Source organism: Balneola sp. EhC07 (assembly GCF_001650905.1).
In the GTDB taxonomy this organism is placed as follows: Bacteria; Bacteroidota; Rhodothermia; order Balneolales; family Balneolaceae; genus Balneola.
Genome location: NZ_LXYG01000007.1, coordinates 1 through 14,210, shown reverse-complemented (window position 1 = coordinate 14,210; position 14,210 = coordinate 1). Strand labels below are relative to the sequence as shown.

Below are 14,210 nucleotides of genomic sequence, written 5' to 3'. Positions count from 1 at the left end.
TAAAATCAATATAAAGCGAGGTATCATGCGATACAAAAATACTTATTCACATCCATATAGCAAGTTATCCACAATTGGGATTAGTTATTAACCGGAGAACTGGTTAATAGTACTCCCTGTCTTTGATTTGAGGATATATCAACTTTATCTACCGGTATAAGTTTTTCATAACTCTTTTCGTACTCGGCACCAATTCTTTGTGCCTGAACCGCGTCTGTACGATCTGATATATTAATAATTTCATTCCTGTCAACCCATGGCTGAACGGTACCGGCAGAAATTACAGTGGTTTGAGCGGGTGAGCTGGTTAACGTTCCAAAATCAATGAAATATGCAGAAATCGAAATAAGTAGCAGAATAGTTGCGGCTACTGCTACCGATTTCCCAAACCAACCTATTAACTTAAACGAACTTCGTAGTCGCTTTTGCTGATCGGATACAGCTTGTTCTTTAACTTTATTGAGTATTTCAGCAGGTGTCTGCTTTAATGGTAACTTTTTAACCTTATTGTATGTGCTCCTTAAACTTTCAACTTCTATGAGTAAGTTTTCATTACTCATCATTTCTCTTTCAAATTCGATCTCCTCAGAGGGATCCATCTCCCTCATGAGGTACCGAATACAGTCTTCATCGTTTATTTGCATGTTTAAACTCATGTTGTCTTTCTTCCTCAAAGTGCTTGCGCAAATTTATCAACGCATAACGCATACGACCTAGTGCCGTATTTATTGATACATTAGTCAATTCTGCGATTTCTTTAAAGGGCATTTCATAATAATGCCTCAAAAGTACAACGGTGCGTTGTTCCTCAGGTAATTTAGCTATATGAGCCATTAAACTGGACTTTGTTTCGCCCTCAACTAATTGCTCATCTGCGTCTACCCAACTCTCGTCCGTCATTCTATCGAAGTAATCTGAGCGAGAATCATCATCGTCGTACCAAGAGTTAACGTCAATGTAACGCTTTTGTTTTCTTATATGGTCAATTGTTGCATTGTGCGCAATTCTCATTACCCACGCAATCCATTTACCCTGTTCGTTGTAGGTGTCATCCATTTTTGTGACCACCTTCGTAAACACTTCCTGAAAAATATCATTAGCTGTTTCAGGGTTGTTGATCATACTATAAATGTATGAATAAATTTTTGCCTGGTGACGGTTCATTAATTCATTGAATGCAGCTTCGTCAGCCTTTTTTCTAAAATAACGTACCAGATCTCTGTCCCGAAGATCTTTATAAGATGCCTTTGTAGTTCTCTTTAATAGTTCCATTGTGTTCACCCGTGTATTTTGGGGTTAACTCTTTGCCAACGTATTGATTAAACTCTGAATACCTCAATTACATTCAATCAATAACATTTATTAACACAAAGAGCATTTTACCTCTTGTCTTGCACTATTGTACGAAGAGCTAAGACAATTGGCTTGGTTCTATTTTAATTCATGATGCTCAACCTTCATATCACATGATGATGTTAGCCGTATTATCACATCACAAGCTAAGACGATCTAATTATTGAAATGGTTGTAAACTTTTTCTCCGGATTTTTCCCCGATCACTTTTTGAATCTCTTCTATTTCAGCTTGTTTTACTTTTTTTACTGAACCAAATTCCTTCAACAGTGTTTGTGATGTTTTTTCACCCACTCCCTCTATATCAGTGAGTTCTGTGATCAATGTTCTCTTGGACCTTTTTTGACGATGAAATGTGATCGCAAACCGATGTGCTTCATCTCTGGCTTGTTGGATCAGTTTAAGGGCAGTTGATTTTTTGGGGATCATAATAGATTCTGACTTCTCAGGTAAAAAGACTTCTTCCAATCTCTTTGCTAAGCCGATAATTTCACATTCACCGTAGAACCCAATTTCTTTAAGGGCTTGCACTGCAGAACTAAGTTGTCCTTTCCCACCATCAACAATAATAAGATCCGGAATTTGCAATCCATCTTTCATCACTTTGGAGTAGCGCCGTGTCAATATCTCTTTCATCGATGCGAAATCATCCGGGCCAACAACTGTTTTAATATTGAATCGCTTGTACTCGCTTTTTCGAGGTTTTGCGTCCACAAAGCAAACCATAGAAGCTACAGGATCTGATCCTTGTAAATTTGAATTATCAAAACACTCAATTCTTCTGGGAAGTCTCTGTAAACCTAAATGCTCTTTCAGCTCTTTTACTGCGTGAGGAATGCGATCGCGTTCTGCTTTTTCTTTTTCTAATCTTCTTTCATTCAAATGAAGCTTCGCATTCGATTTGGCCATTTTGATCAACTGTGCTTTCTCTCCGATCTGCGGTACATGAACCGGTACTTTTTTCCCTTTTTCCTGATACAGATACTGTACCAATGCTTCATCATCTTCCATTTCTTTGCTGATATACACCTCATCCGGAATGGCCGCTGTATATTGACCGGTGTAATAATCTTCCACAAAAGACTGAAGCAGAACACCTTCAGCCAGTCCTTCAATATTTTTCAAAAAGCGATGGAATTTACCGATCAACTTTCCTTCACGAACTTTAAATAAAACCCCACAGGCTTCTCCAAGTTCCGAATCGATTATCAATGCAAATACATCGCGATCTACTTTTTTATCCGCGACCATTTTCATTTTTTTGCTGTAGCGCTCCACGGCAATAAGACTATCCCGAAGCTTAGCTGCTTCTTCAAATGCTAAAGCGGAAGATGCTATTTCCATCTCTTCCTTAAGTTCGCGGATCAATACTTCCGTTTGTCCGTTCAACAGGCGCTCTACTTTTGATACAACAACATTATAGCGTTCATTATCCCAATCGCCGGAGCAGTTCTCTAAATAATCATCAAAACAGGAATGCCACTTAGGAATCCCGCGAGTTCGATCAATATTCTTGATTGAAACCGCACAGGTACAAAGATCAAATGCTTTACGAATGGTTTCCAGCATTCGCTTCATGTTTATCACACTGTCGTACGGACCGTAATATTTACTTCCGTCTTTTACGATAGTCCGGGTTGGAAACACTCTGGGTTTATCGTCTTTTGTGATGCAGATATAAGGGTACGATTTATCATCCCGATACATAATATTGTAGCGAGGCTGATACTGCTTAATGAAGTTATTCTCCAAGATCAGAGCTTCCGCTTCCGAATCAGTAACTACCACTTCCAGATCATCGATCTTAGAAACCATCGTTTTGATGCGCCCATCTACATTCCGGGATTCCTGAAAATAAGAACGAACTCTGTTTCGGAGCTTCTTGGCTTTTCCTACATACAACACACTTCCGCTTTTATCTCTGTAGATATACACTCCGGGTGAAAGCGGTAGATTCGCTACTTTTTCAGAAACTTCTATGTTGATCTTGGTATTGCTCACAACTCAAAGATATAAAAGAATCAGTAATCTAATTTGAAGTATCCCACTCATCTGTTACTTTCTCAAAAATAAATTTCTATGAGCGAATCAAAAGACAGACTGGATCAGCTTCAACATAAGCTGGATAGCTTTTTGCAAAAACAACAACAGATGCAAAAAGAAGTATTATTACTCCGTTCTGAAATCAGATCCCTTCAACGCAGAGAACAGTTTGATCTGAAGAAGCCCGAAGATTCTGAGCAACCAACTGATAAGAATAAAGAAGAAGCTGTTCCTAAAAAAGAACTTCCATTACCGGAAGAATTCGATTCTTTTGTGCTTGGAAAATATCAAGAGAATAAGCCGGAGATTCATGAGGAGGCAAATTCTGAAAAGCGATCGAAAGCAAGCTGGTTGGATTTTGAGAAATTACTCGGTGAAAATCTTATTAATAAAATTGGGATCATTATCACAGTAATTGGTGTGGCTATCGGTTCCAATTATGTCATTGAAAATGATCTGATAAGTCCTCTTACAAGAATCATATTAGGTTATTTATTTAGCATTGGATTAGCCGGGGTAGCTTATCGCCTCAAAAATAAATACCTGAATTATAGCGCAGTAATAATGGGTGGTGCTATGGCATCCATGTATTTGATAACTTTTGCAGCCTACAATTTTTACGGTCTTATTCCACAATTAGTAACTTTTATCATCATGGCTTTGATAAACGGCGTTACCGTTGTAACAGCGATTGGTTATAACAAAGAATGGATATCTGTATTCGGACTTGTTGGCGGTTATGCAGTGCCATTTTTAGTTGGAGGAGAATCAAGCAACTATATTGTTTTATTCAGTTACATACTCTTTATAAATCTTGGAGTATTATTTATCGCCCTTCAAAGGTACTGGAAGATCCTGTATTACTCAGCTTTCTTATTTACATGGTTAATCTTTTTATCGTGGTTTAATCTGGACTTCTCCTATGAAACTGATATTGTAACCAGTTTACTATTCTCGACTTTATTCTTTTTTATTTTTTATGCATCATCGCTTGCGTACAAGATCAGAAACAAGAAAAAACTCTCCTCTCTTGATATCTCCACAATTCTGACAAATACATTCTTGTTTTTTGGTATTGGATATCAAACCCTTGAATTTGAATATGAACACCTTCATGGACTTTTTACCGTATTGGTAGCTTTAATACATTTTCTTGCCGGCAGGGCTGTAAAGAAATTTGAATTACCTTCCCCAACCACCCTGAATTTTCTAAACGGTTTGGTTCTTGTTTTTTTAACACTCGCTATTCCAATTCAGTTTCAGGATCAATGGATAACTATGGCGTGGAGTTTGGAAGCTCTGTTACTGGTTTGGATGGGACGAAAAAAGGGCTTAAGGATTTTTGAAGTGTTGTCGTACCCTGTAATAATTCTGGCTTTTTTAGGCTTGCTCGGTTATTGGTTTGACTTCCTAGTTTTCAGCGCCTCTTCGGATACTTTACCATTTATAAATTCATTATTTGGAACCTTTCTCGTTTTTTGGGCTGCTTTTTATGCGATCCAATATCTTATTGTAAAAAATCCAAGTGATTTAATTCTTAAACCGGATTCTAAACGATTGCTATTTTTTAAGATTGGAATCCCTTTTGTTTTAGTTTTTACTCTTTACTTCAACTTACTTTTCGAGATTCAGAATATTTTTAGTTATTGGGATCTTGATAGCATTCTGATATTCAAAGGAGATGGGCAATATTCAGAATCTAATCCTGTAAAAGCAATTTGGGTAATGAATTATACTTTTACCTTTCTTGGGTTAGGAACACTTGTTAATAAACGATGGTTTAGAATTCCTCAACTCGATAAAATAAGTCTCTATCTGTATGGAGCTTTATTCTTGTTCTTTTTTGCATCATTCTTTACCGAAGTCAAGTTTCTCAGGGAATTGTACCTTGGAGAATTCGACACAAAAGGCTTACATCAAAGCGCTTGGAATATTGTACTCAGATATATTCTTATCGGATTTGCCGGCTGGGGACTTTTCGTTTGCAAAAAACTGGCCTCTGAACACTATAAAAAACCGGATCAAAAAGTATATTTCGAATTATTTTTAGCGTTCTCCGGGATCTTTATTCTAAGTACTGAATTAATACAATGGTTGGATATCGCCGGGTTCAGTAATTCTTATAAACTGGGTCTAAGCATTTTATGGGGAGCATGTTCACTAGCTTTGATTTTCTATGGTATAGTTGTTCAAAAAAAACATCTCCGAATCGGTGCAATCTTTGTGTTTTTTGTTACACTGTTAAAGCTATTCTTTTATGATATCAGTCATCTGTCAACAATCTCAAAAACGATAGTTTTCATCTCTCTCGGTATTCTATTACTTGTTATATCATACTTGTATAATCGATTCAAGGACGAACTTTCCACCGAACCCAGAGAGGAATCATCATGAACAACAAAATCCCAAAAGGCTTAGTTTTTTCTACTCGATCACCAAATCGGAGAAAGCGTGCATTTATTTTAGTTCCGATTCTGGTACTGATTCAGATCTGTTTGATCTGGCCGGTTTATCCACTGATGAGTTCAGCAAGGCCACTAATTCTTGGGCTCCCACTCTCCTTTTTCTGGGTTATTCTGATGGTTTGTTGCTCCTTTACAGCACTCTTTCTCTTTTTCAGAAAAGATACTGAGGAGGAAAGCTAATTGGCTGACTGGATCATTATCCTCGGAATTTGTGGGATCTATTTGGCGATCACTTTGGTGATGGGAATCATCCCCGGAAGAAAAGTGAGTAACAGTGCAGCCGGATATGTAGCCGGTGATCGCTCCATGAATGTGTTCATTCTCTATTTTGTGTTGGGCGCTTCCATATTTTCGTCTTTTGCATTTTTGGGTGGACCGGGTTGGGCGTATTCTCGTGGAGCAGCCGCTTTCTACATTATTGCTTATGGAGCTTTGGGAATGGTTCCCTTTTACTTTTTTGGTCCCAAGGCCAGAAAACTTGGAGCAAAACACGGATTTGTGACTCAGGCTGAATTACTTCAGGATCGTTATAACAGTAAAGTACTTTCTGCTCTTTTAGCTATACTAACAGTGGTGGTATTAATTCCCTATTTAACCCTTCAAATGAAAGGCGCCGGATTGGTGCTGAATACGATCAGTGAAGGAACTATTCCTGAATGGTTGGGCGCCGGAATTGCATACGGAGTTGTGCTTGTGTATGTGTTCTTCAGTGGAGTGATGGGGGTTGGGTGGACGAATACTTTCCAAGGAATTTTCATGCTGATCATTGCATGGTTTTTGGGAATATATCTTCCTGAAAAGATGTATGGAGGAATCGGGCCGATGTTTGAGGAATTGATTGCTTCCGATTTTGGTGACGCTTTAACTGCTCCGGGTTTAACCAGTAGCGGAGCCGTCTGGGATTGGTGGGGATTCAGTTCAGCCGTATTGATCTCTGCGATTGGATTTTCGATGTGGCCACATTTCTTTATGAAAGCGTTTGCTGCAAAAAGTGATCGAACTATTAAATTAACTGTTGTCCTCTACCCTACTTTTCAGGTCTTTTTGGTTCCGATTTTGATCATCGGTTTTGCTGCCGTTCTGGCTTTTCCGAATGTAACTCCGGCTGACTCTATTCTTCCACATGTATTGCTTCAAATGGATCTGCCTGTAATTCTGATCGGTTTGGTTTGTGCCGGAACTTTGGCGGCTTCAATGTCTTCGGGTGATGCCATTGTTCACGCAGCAGCTTCGGTTGCCGTTCGGGACGGACTTTCAAAATCCCCATCACTTGCAAACTGGATGAAAGCTGAAGGCAATGAACGGACATTGATACGAATTTTAGTAATTGTAATAAGTTTGATCGCCTATTACTTCGCGGTGTTTTCAGAAACGGATATTGTATCTCTATTGCTGGGAGCATATGGCGGAATTGCTCAGATGTTCCCGTTGGTATTTGCCATGTTTTATTGGCCTCGAGCAAATGGAAAAGGTGCACTTGCAGGATTGATCGGCGGGATTGTGGTCACATTATTCTTCCTTTACAATCCCGAATTCAAACCGCTCCCCATGCATGAAGGAATTTATGGTTTGATCGTGAATCTGGCTTTATTAATAGGAATTAGCTTGACCACCGAGCCTGAGGACAGAGACCGAATTGAGAGGTATACGGAGCTTTAAAAATCATGTGTTACCATGTAATTATGTCAACTTAAAATGGGAAATAGATTTTATATTCAAATATTTGGGCAAGTAGTAATATGCTTTGCTTTGAGTTTATTCTGCTTCTTAATTCTATTAGACGCTATTGTTGATTATAGAACGTGGAGACCCATTATTTTCATTCTCCAATTTTTACTACTTCCAATTTGGCTATTTCTTACTCATCGAAAGGCTTTTAGAGCAAAAGAGGATTGGTCGAATTCATTTGTAGTTATTATTTCAATTTTAATTTCAGACTTATTAATCTTACTAATGGGAATATTTTCATTCCTAATATGGCTTGACCTTGCTGACGGTAGGACAGACATACTATTGCCATAAGATTAAAATCTGATTTCTCACAAAACAATCCTTTTCAACATTTTTTAACTGGAAATTTGAAGAATTACAATGAACCTATCCACCAACCCAAAAACCATCGAAGTATTTGAGAATTATCCGGGTTCTGTTCGGTCTCAAATGGAGAAACTAAGAGAATTGGTACTGGAAGCTGCTTCAGAAGTTGATGGCTTGGAAAACTTGGAGGAAACGTTGAAATGGGGAGAACCGAGTTATCTTACTAAACACGGAAGCACAGTCCGCATGGACTGGAAAGAAAAGAAACCGGATCAATATGCCATGTATTTCAAATGCACTTCCAAACTAGTTCCCACTTTCAAAAAACTCTATCAGGATACATTCATTTTTGAAGGTGACCGAGCCATTGTATTTAAGCTGGATGAAAAAATCCCCGAGAACGAACTCAAGCATTGTATAAAGCTTGCTCTTACTTATCATAAAGTGAAGCATTTGCCGCTTTTGGGAGCTTGAAAACACGTTACTTTCAAGGACAATAAATTTTAGTAATTCTATAAATTCAATTCAAGATAATTAACTGTCAAAAGGATTTTCCCCATAGATCGCCGGAACCCAGTTCTGGTTGTTTATAGAAGGTCTTTCATAATCTGTATCAACAATTAATGGTGGCAACTCGATTGGGTCAGGAGTTAGATCCTGATAATCGATTTTACTCAAAAGATGGGTCATACAGTTTAAGCGGGCATGTCTTTTAACGTCAGCATTTACCACATACCAAGGAGATTCAGATGTATCGGTATGTTCTAACATTATATCTTTAGCTTTAGAATATTCCACCCATTTACTTCTTGCCAAGAGATCCATATCACTGAGTTTCCATCGCTTGAGAGGATCATTATTTCTATCCTGAAAACGTTTATCCTGAACGCCGTCACTGATCGCAAACCAATATTTTATAAGAATAATACCTGATCCGATGAGCATTTTCTCAAAGTCTGGACACGTTCTAAGGAATTCCCAATACTCTTCATCAGAACAAAAACCCATTACTCGCTCTACTCCTGCTCTGTTATACCAACTTCGGTCAAAAATCACGATCTCGCCTGCTGAAGGAAGATGTTGTACATATCTCTGAAAATACCATTGTGTTTGCTCCTTTTCAGTTGGTTTTGCAAGTGCAGCCACGCGAACGGTTCTGGGATTCAATGGAGCAGTTATCCTTTTTATGACTCCACCCTTTCCTGCAGCATCTCTTCCTTCAAAGATCACGCACACTTTTAGCTGCTTTTCTTTTACCCAATATTGCAGTTTTAGTAATTCTGACCGTAGTTTGGCAAGTTCTTCAGCATATACTTCGTACTTCAGCTTACCATTTTTATAATTTTCTTTGTCCATATCAAAAGAAGAGATATTTAGTAATTTTACATTGGATCAAGATCATTACTGGCAAGTCATTTTCAAAATTAATATTCATAAGTACGAAGGTGAAACTTATTCACATACGGGTGAACATAAAGAGGTCTCTATAACAGATAAGATGATGATATTATTGAATTTTTACCAGTAATGCCTACCATTATTGGAGGACAAGAAGCTTTGTAGTTATCCCGGGAAAAGTACTATTGACAGAGGAAAACGCAGATCTACTAACGATAGAAACTTATTTATCTATAATATACTAGCTAAATTGTAGTTTAAATTACTTCCTAATCAGTTCAAAACTAAAATTTGCCACCAATATTCCGAAACTAAATTCGGGACAACTTGCTTTAAGCCATTTTCTTTTGAATACTAAAAATTACTAACTTTTTTAATGCTCATTTGGCGAGCAGAGTTGATCAGATTATAAGCTACCAGTCTCGGTTCTTCTCCTTTCTTAACAGGATTTAGAATGGCAATTAACATTCTTTGATTTTCCTGTGAACCTATTAAGTTATATACCTTGATAGAGTCCTCGTTCAATACTGGATTTGAAAGGTCTTTCAAAGATTGAGTATCATTTTCTTGAATTAGTTTAGCAATATCTTTAAATATTGATTTGCTTTTACTTCGAATGGTTGCGATCTCAATGGAATGCTGGTAGCGGAAGTCAATATCATTATCCAAAAATACTTTTGGGATACAAATTTCTCTAAATACTTCCTTTTTCTTGAACCAATTAAACATATTTCGTCTTTAGATGAACTTTTTTCTCTTTTGTGGTTTTATAATCACTACTATACTAAGAGTGAGCTTAATGCCAGATGTTACAATTAAAGAACTGAACGGGCTACCTTAACTTTTATTTGCTCACCAGTGTAAATTAAGAATACTTTTATTAATAAGCTTTTCCCTCTTTTAATATTAAGGCTTTATAAGAATAATTTTAAATATTTTAATTCATTGAAAGTCAATGGATTAATCAAAAGCAAATAGAAATCAGGATTTAAAAAGATGTATTTTCCTCAAGAACCTGAGAATGAATATGAAAAAACAGACTACGCGCACTAATCCGGATATCCCTATTATTTATGAAGACAATCATTTATTGGTGATTGATAAACCTGCAGGTGTTCTATCACAAGAAGATCACACCGGAGACCCTGACGTATTAACTCTTTGTAAAAAGTACATTAAGAAGAAATATAACAAACCAGGCGATGTTTGGATGGGATTGGTTCACCGATTAGACAGACCTGTCAGTGGAGTAATGGTGTTGGCAAGAACTTCTAAAGCTGCTTCCCGATTATCGGAGCAGATTAGAAATAATAAAATGGATAAAACTTATTGGGCAATGGTTGAGGGAATGACTCCGCCAAGTGCCACATTGGTTCATTACCTGGAGAAAGATAATCGTTCGAATAACGTTTCCGCATATAAAAAGCCCAGGGGCAAAGCCAAAGAGTCTAAGCTCAGCTTTGAAACCATCAAACAAAATGCCAATTACAGTTTAGTTGAAATAGACTTGTTTACAGGTCGACCTCATCAGATAAGGGTACAAATGGCTAAAGAAGGACATTCATTATGGGGCGATTACCGATACGGAGAAGAAGGAAACAAAGACGGAAAAGAAATGGGTTTAAGAGCCGTACGGTTGACTATTGAGCATCCTACTCTTAAAAAGAAAATGACTTTTGAGGCTAGTGTACCAAATCTTCAACCCTGGAATTTCTTTGAATACTGATTCAGTTCAGTGTTTCTAAAAATTCTTTGAACTCTACCTGAGTGGTTTTGCCTTTATCTCTGGCATACCACAAATGAAGTTCTTCAGCTGCTTTCTTATTATCATAATCAGCATCTCTCCTTTTCTGAACATAATCATCATGTACGGCTTTTGGTCGTGGTCCCCAGCTCCCCAACACATCAAGAGTTTCTTTATTCAGAACAACAACTTTCGGAATTGACCGACTTCCATCTGTTAAAAACTCATCCATCACTTCGGGATGCTGATCTCTGAGTATGAGCTTCAGTTCAATTTTCTCATTTAGCTCTGATATTTTATTTATAAAAGGAAGTATCTGAGCAGCATCTCCGCACCACCCTTCTGTGATCACCAACCAGATCTGATCGTTATTAATCTTATTGACCACTTCCTTCAGATCATCATTCAGCTTAGCTCTCTTTTCCCATCTTGAAGCCCGCTGAATATTCAGCTTGGTATAGTTCAACTGACTTTCAGAATTATCGTCATTGGTTGTTCTGTTTTCAGAAAAAAGATCTCCTATCAGCTTCGTATAACTGTCATAGTTAAGAGCTTTGGTCAGAACTTCGTTGGTAATAGCTGATGACTTCATCATTTGTTGTCTCATTTAAAATTTTACCAAACTTATAAACTATTTCTATCACAATTGATTGATATATGTGATAAGATTGATAGTCTATTTTATTGAGACAAGTTGAATTAAAATTTATCAAGTTTATAATTCATGATTAATCCCGAAGGGATTCAATATCAATAGATGTAAGATATTCGCACAAAAACCCTGAAAGGGTTAAATCCAATTCCTTATCTTTGGATATGCAAGCAGTTATACCTGACATAAATATAGACGTGGTTCTCCCTGAAGAAGAATGGAAGTCCAGACAAACAGACCACGAATCTAAAGTAGATAATTTAGTCGGTCAATATTTGATCGAGCGTTCTCAACACAAAAAGAATCCGGTAATGGACTTCTTGTTTCAATATTACGCCTTTCGTCCTTCAATGCTAAAGAGATGGTCGCCCGGATTTGGAACCGCTCTTGAGTTTTCTGATGTGGAAACTCTTCCTGATTTTGAGGAATTGAACATATCAGATAATAAAGCATGGATCGATATGGACCTTTTTCCGGAAAGAAGAATTCGTTCTGCCACCTGGATTCTGGAAATGCTGAAAAGTACTCAAAACAGTCGTCCGTCTTTTGGATGTTTTGGCATGCATGAATGGGCTATGGTCTACAAAGCCGAAAAACCAAGACATGATCAGGTTCCACTGCGAATGGAGCCGGATGAGCTTGCTGAATTTGTGGAATCACGACCACTGCTTTGCACTCATTTCGATGCTTTTCGCTTTTTCACTAAACCTGCACAGCCAATGAATCGATTTGAGCTTTCCAGAGATACATTCTCAGAAACCGAACAGCCGGGTTGTATTCATTCTAATATGGATCTGTATAAATGGGCGTTCAAATTATATCCGTGGGTAAGCAGCGATCTTATTCTGGAAGCATTTGAACTGGCATTAGAAGCCCGAACCATTGACATGCAAGCTAGTCCGTATGATTTGCGAGATCATGGCTTAGAACCGATTAAAATCGAAACAGAAGAAGGAAGAAAAGAATACAAGGCGCTTCAGGAAGCTATTTTTGAGAAAGGGAAACCGGTTCGAGATAAATTAATTACTGATTATGGTAAGCTCTTAATTAAATTTTAAGCTAATCCTATAAACTAACCTTCCCCAACTCCCACTCTCCCCCAACAACACATTCGTTTGCAAGAAATGCCATCAACACCGCTTCTTTGGAATCTGCTGTTATTCCTGATTCTTCAAAATCTTTGAATTCAGCATTACCAAGCCTCTCTTTCAGCCCACTCATAACGGTTAAGTTATGCACTCCCCCACCAGATATAAAAATTTCAAAAGGCTTATTTCCAATAACTTCTTCAAAAGCTCGTGTAATACTTTGAACTGTTAAATGGGTAAGTGTTGCTACAAGATCTTCGGGTTCCAGCTCGATCTTGAATCCGGTCATTAGTTCTTCCACCAGATCCAGATTAAAATCTTCCTGTCCCGTTGTCTTCGGAAATGGTTTTCTGAAAAATGGTTCCAGTAATAAATATTTCAGCAATCCGGAGTGTACATTTCCATTTGATGCCACTTTTCCATTCTCATCAAAAGGTTTGTTGAAATGCTTCTTCATTGCTTCGTTGATAAGCGTATTGGCCGGACCAATATCTGAGGTCAATATCTCCTCACCACTTTCCTTACTTGGTAGCCAGGTAAAGTTTGAGATCCCACCAAGATTTAACAGTAATCGGTGTTTTGATTCCGACCTGAATAATGCCTCGTCCATAATTCCTGCTATCGGAGCACCTTCACCTCCTTTGGCAACATGTTTTTGGCGGAAATCAGAGATAGTAACAATTCCGGTTTTTTCGGCAATATGATCTCCATCAACGATTTGAAGTGTGCTGTTCATCTTTTCATTCGGATGGTGATAGATCGTTTGTCCATGACTGGCAATCAAGTCCACCTGATGCAGCTCAATTCCCCATTCTTCCAGAGATTCCAAAACCAGATCAGCGTATAAGTGAGCCAACTCTGTATGCAAAACACAAACTTCCTGAAGATTAACCTGTACCTGAGACTGAACAGCCCTGATTCTGTTTCTTAAATCTTGGGAATACTCTACAGTTCTGAAATTCAGCAACTGAGGCTTCTTCCACTTGAACTTACACATAGCGATATCCAGTCCATCCAGTGAAGTTCCGGACATCAACCCAATAATAGTTCTCTGAGGTTTTTGGGCAATCTCAGTTAGTCGAAGAAGTTGCTTGTTCATGACTCAAACTCGGGGTATTTTTGCTTCAAATCAAATCCATCTGCATGAATAATATAGAAGAAACAGAACATCAATCCTTTGAAGAAGATCTTCAATTTCTAATTAAAACGTTAAAAGAGAGCTTCGAGTCCACGGATGTTCAATATTTTGTGGATGACCATAATGATACTTTGTATGTAAAACTCGAAGGCCTGGATGAATATCCCGAGGAAGAAATTGAAGAGATAGCTACACCGATCTTTGAAATTCTTGATCTGGATTTTGAAGAGATTATTTTATTACCGCTTTAGCTGATAGCTGATAGCTGATAGCTGATAGCTGATAGCTGATA

14 protein-coding genes are annotated in these 14,210 nt (G+C 37.9%); 7 read left to right on the top strand and 7 right to left on the bottom strand.

Annotated features, from left to right (window positions below):
* Nucleotides 1–80: 80 nt before the first annotated feature.
* The 3 genes from A8B79_RS03395 to uvrC form a co-directional block, all read right to left on the bottom strand.
* A complete protein-coding gene (locus A8B79_RS03395; protein ID WP_066217964.1) occupies nucleotides 81–644 on the bottom strand; it encodes a hypothetical protein in 564 nt (187 codons plus the stop codon).
* Nucleotides 628–1,272, bottom strand: a complete 645-nt coding sequence (locus tag A8B79_RS03390) for an RNA polymerase sigma factor (RefSeq protein ID WP_066217962.1) — start codon at nucleotides 1,270–1,272, stop codon at nucleotides 628–630. The genes A8B79_RS03395 and A8B79_RS03390 overlap by 17 nt, the downstream gene beginning before the upstream one ends.
* A 237-nt stretch (nucleotides 1,273–1,509) precedes the next feature.
* Nucleotides 1,510–3,354, bottom strand: coding sequence for an excinuclease ABC subunit UvrC (gene uvrC / locus A8B79_RS03385; RefSeq protein WP_082894049.1), 1,845 nt, complete (start codon nucleotides 3,352–3,354; stop codon nucleotides 1,510–1,512).
* A gap of 78 nt (nucleotides 3,355–3,432) precedes the next feature.
* Here uvrC and A8B79_RS03380 point away from each other — a divergent pair, with 78 nt between their 5' ends.
* The 4 genes from A8B79_RS03380 to A8B79_RS03360 all read left to right on the top strand — a co-directional run bounded on the left by A8B79_RS03380 (nucleotide 3,433) and on the right by A8B79_RS03360 (nucleotide 8,372).
* Complete coding sequence (locus A8B79_RS03380; protein WP_066217959.1) at nucleotides 3,433–5,790, top strand: DUF2339 domain-containing protein; 2,358 nt, start codon at nucleotides 3,433–3,435, stop codon at nucleotides 5,788–5,790.
* Nucleotides 5,787–6,041 (top strand): hypothetical protein, encoded by a 255-nt coding sequence (locus A8B79_RS03375; RefSeq protein WP_066217958.1) that lies wholly within the window; start codon nucleotides 5,787–5,789, stop codon nucleotides 6,039–6,041. The genes A8B79_RS03380 and A8B79_RS03375 overlap by 4 nt, the downstream gene beginning before the upstream one ends.
* Complete coding sequence (locus A8B79_RS03370; protein WP_066217957.1) at nucleotides 6,042–7,520, top strand: sodium:solute symporter family protein; 1,479 nt, start codon at nucleotides 6,042–6,044, stop codon at nucleotides 7,518–7,520.
* Nucleotides 7,521–7,952: 432 nt separating this feature from the next.
* Complete coding sequence (locus tag A8B79_RS03360) at nucleotides 7,953–8,372, top strand: DUF1801 domain-containing protein (protein WP_066217954.1); 420 nt, start codon at nucleotides 7,953–7,955, stop codon at nucleotides 8,370–8,372.
* A 60-nt stretch (nucleotides 8,373–8,432) separates the two neighbouring features.
* Here the strand turns inward: A8B79_RS03360 and ppk2 are convergent, their stop codons facing one another.
* Both ppk2 and A8B79_RS03350 read right to left on the bottom strand, forming a co-directional pair.
* Nucleotides 8,433–9,254 (bottom strand): polyphosphate kinase 2, encoded by an 822-nt coding sequence (gene ppk2 / locus A8B79_RS03355; RefSeq protein WP_066217952.1) that lies wholly within the window; start codon nucleotides 9,252–9,254, stop codon nucleotides 8,433–8,435.
* A 396-nt stretch (nucleotides 9,255–9,650) separates the two neighbouring features.
* Nucleotides 9,651–10,025 carry a hypothetical protein gene (locus A8B79_RS03350; protein ID WP_066217950.1) on the bottom strand — a complete coding sequence of 125 codons (375 nt, stop codon included), beginning with the start codon at nucleotides 10,023–10,025 and terminating at the stop codon, nucleotides 9,651–9,653.
* A gap of 292 nt (nucleotides 10,026–10,317) precedes the next feature.
* Here A8B79_RS03350 and A8B79_RS03345 point away from each other — a divergent pair, with 292 nt between their 5' ends.
* Nucleotides 10,318–11,022, top strand: a complete 705-nt coding sequence (locus tag A8B79_RS03345; protein WP_153038337.1) for an RluA family pseudouridine synthase — start codon at nucleotides 10,318–10,320, stop codon at nucleotides 11,020–11,022.
* A 1-nt stretch (nucleotide 11,023) separates the two neighbouring features.
* Here A8B79_RS03345 and A8B79_RS03340 read toward each other — a convergent pair whose 3' ends face one another.
* Nucleotides 11,024–11,635: a thioredoxin family protein gene (locus tag A8B79_RS03340; RefSeq protein ID WP_082894048.1), complete on the bottom strand. Its 612-nt coding sequence runs from the start codon at nucleotides 11,633–11,635 to the stop codon at nucleotides 11,024–11,026.
* A 221-nt stretch (nucleotides 11,636–11,856) separates the two neighbouring features.
* Between A8B79_RS03340 and A8B79_RS03335 the strand changes: the two genes are divergently transcribed.
* The gene (locus A8B79_RS03335; protein WP_066217943.1) at nucleotides 11,857–12,750 is read left to right on the top strand and encodes a 3-methyladenine DNA glycosylase; all 894 of its coding nucleotides are present in this window, start codon (nucleotides 11,857–11,859) and stop codon (nucleotides 12,748–12,750) included.
* A 7-nt stretch (nucleotides 12,751–12,757) separates the two neighbouring features.
* Here the strand turns inward: A8B79_RS03335 and A8B79_RS03330 are convergent, their stop codons facing one another.
* Nucleotides 12,758–13,879, bottom strand: coding sequence for an anhydro-N-acetylmuramic acid kinase (locus A8B79_RS03330; RefSeq protein ID WP_066217941.1), 1,122 nt, complete (start codon nucleotides 13,877–13,879; stop codon nucleotides 12,758–12,760).
* Between the two features lie 44 nt (nucleotides 13,880–13,923).
* Between A8B79_RS03330 and A8B79_RS03325 the strand changes: the two genes are divergently transcribed.
* Nucleotides 13,924–14,169 (top strand): hypothetical protein, encoded by a 246-nt coding sequence (locus tag A8B79_RS03325; protein ID WP_066217939.1) that lies wholly within the window; start codon nucleotides 13,924–13,926, stop codon nucleotides 14,167–14,169.
* Nucleotides 14,170–14,210 lie beyond the last annotated feature (41 nt).